Origin of the sequence: Sungkyunkwania multivorans (genome assembly GCF_042675645.1) — a bacterium.
Lineage (GTDB): Bacteria > Bacteroidota > Bacteroidia > Flavobacteriales > Flavobacteriaceae > Sungkyunkwania > Sungkyunkwania multivorans.
The window spans coordinates 2707-4061 of the sequence record NZ_JBHTJH010000006.1 but is presented as its reverse complement, the minus strand read 5'-3'; the positions used below and the strand labels follow the sequence as shown (position 1 = coordinate 4061).

Annotated in this window: 1 tRNA gene and 1 rRNA gene; both read right to left on the bottom strand. The window is 55.4% G+C overall.

Annotated elements, in window-relative coordinates:
- Positions 1-1050, bottom strand: a 23S ribosomal RNA gene (locus ACFQ1M_RS09715); the annotation flags it as partial.
- Positions 1051-1201: 151 nt separating this feature from the next.
- Positions 1202-1275: transfer RNA gene (locus ACFQ1M_RS09710), tRNA-Ala, on the bottom strand.
- Positions 1276-1355: the final 80 nt, after the last annotated feature.

Here is a 1355-nt window from a genome sequence, read left to right as displayed (position 1 = left end):
CTCAACTTAGCACACACTTGGGGACCTTAGCCGATGGTCCGGGTTCTTTCCCTCTCGGACATGGACCTTAGCACCCATGCCCTCACTGCATATGAACATTGTGTAGCATTCGGAGTTTGTCAGGAATTGGTAGGCGGTGAAGCCCCCGCATCCAATCAGTAGCTCTACCTCTACACAACTACATATACGCTGCACCTAAATGCATTTCGGGGAGTACGAGCTATTTCCGAGTTTGATTGGCCTTTCACCCCTACCCACAGGTCATCCCAAGACTTTTCAACGTCAACGGGTTCGGGCCTCCACTGTGTGTTACCACAGCTTCACCCTGCCCATGGGTAGATCACACGGTTTCGCGTCTGCCACTGCCGACTGAACGCCCTGTTCAGACTCGCCTTCGCTACGGCTCACGCACCTGAAGTGCTTAACCTCGCCGGCAACGGCAACTCGTAGGCTCATTATGCAAAAGGCACGCCGTCACCCCTAAGGGCTCCGACCGCTTGTAGGCGTATGGTTTCAGGGTCTGTTTCACTCCCCTGTTCGGGGTTCTTTTCACCTTTCCCTCACGGTACTGGTCCACTATCGGTCTCTCAGGAGTATTTAGCCTTGGCGGATGGTCCCGCCGGATTCACACAGGGTTTCACGTGCCCCGCGCTACTCAGGATACCACTATCTCGACGTTCCTTGCTCGTACCGGGCCGTCACCGTCTATGGCCGCGCTTTCCAACGCGTTCCGATTCGTCCCGTCTCGAATGTCGTGGTCCTACAACCCCGGCCATGCCTAGACATGGCCGGTTTGGGCTGCTCCGATTTCGCTCGCCGCTACTCTCGGAATCACTCTTGTTTTCTCTTCCTCCGGCTACTTAGATGTTTCAGTTCACCGGGTTCGCCCCCCTTGCGGGGTACCGCGCCTTCAACGCGGTGGGTTGCCCCATTCGGACACCCGCGGATCAATGGTCATGTGCACCTCCCCGCGGATTTTCGCAGCTTATCGCGTCCTTCGTCGCCTCTGAGAGCCTAGGCATCCCCCATACGCCCTTTCGTAACTTGTTCCAGGTTGCCACACTCGCGTGTGGCGCTCGATGGGACCCCCACTCTCACGTGGGGGCCTAAACTTAATATAGCTCTCGCTATTTGCTTTGTTTCTCGTATTTCTCTCTCAAAATGTCAATGAACTCTTCACGCCAAAAAAAACGGCGCATCGTGGAGAATATCGGAGTCGAACCGATGACCTCCTGCGTGCAAGGCAGGCGCTCTAGCCAGCTGAGCTAATTCCCCTCTTCCAGTAGTCGGCGATCAGTTAACAGTTATCGGTTAAATGATGACACCTATACGTCAACCTGGGACACCCAACTTCC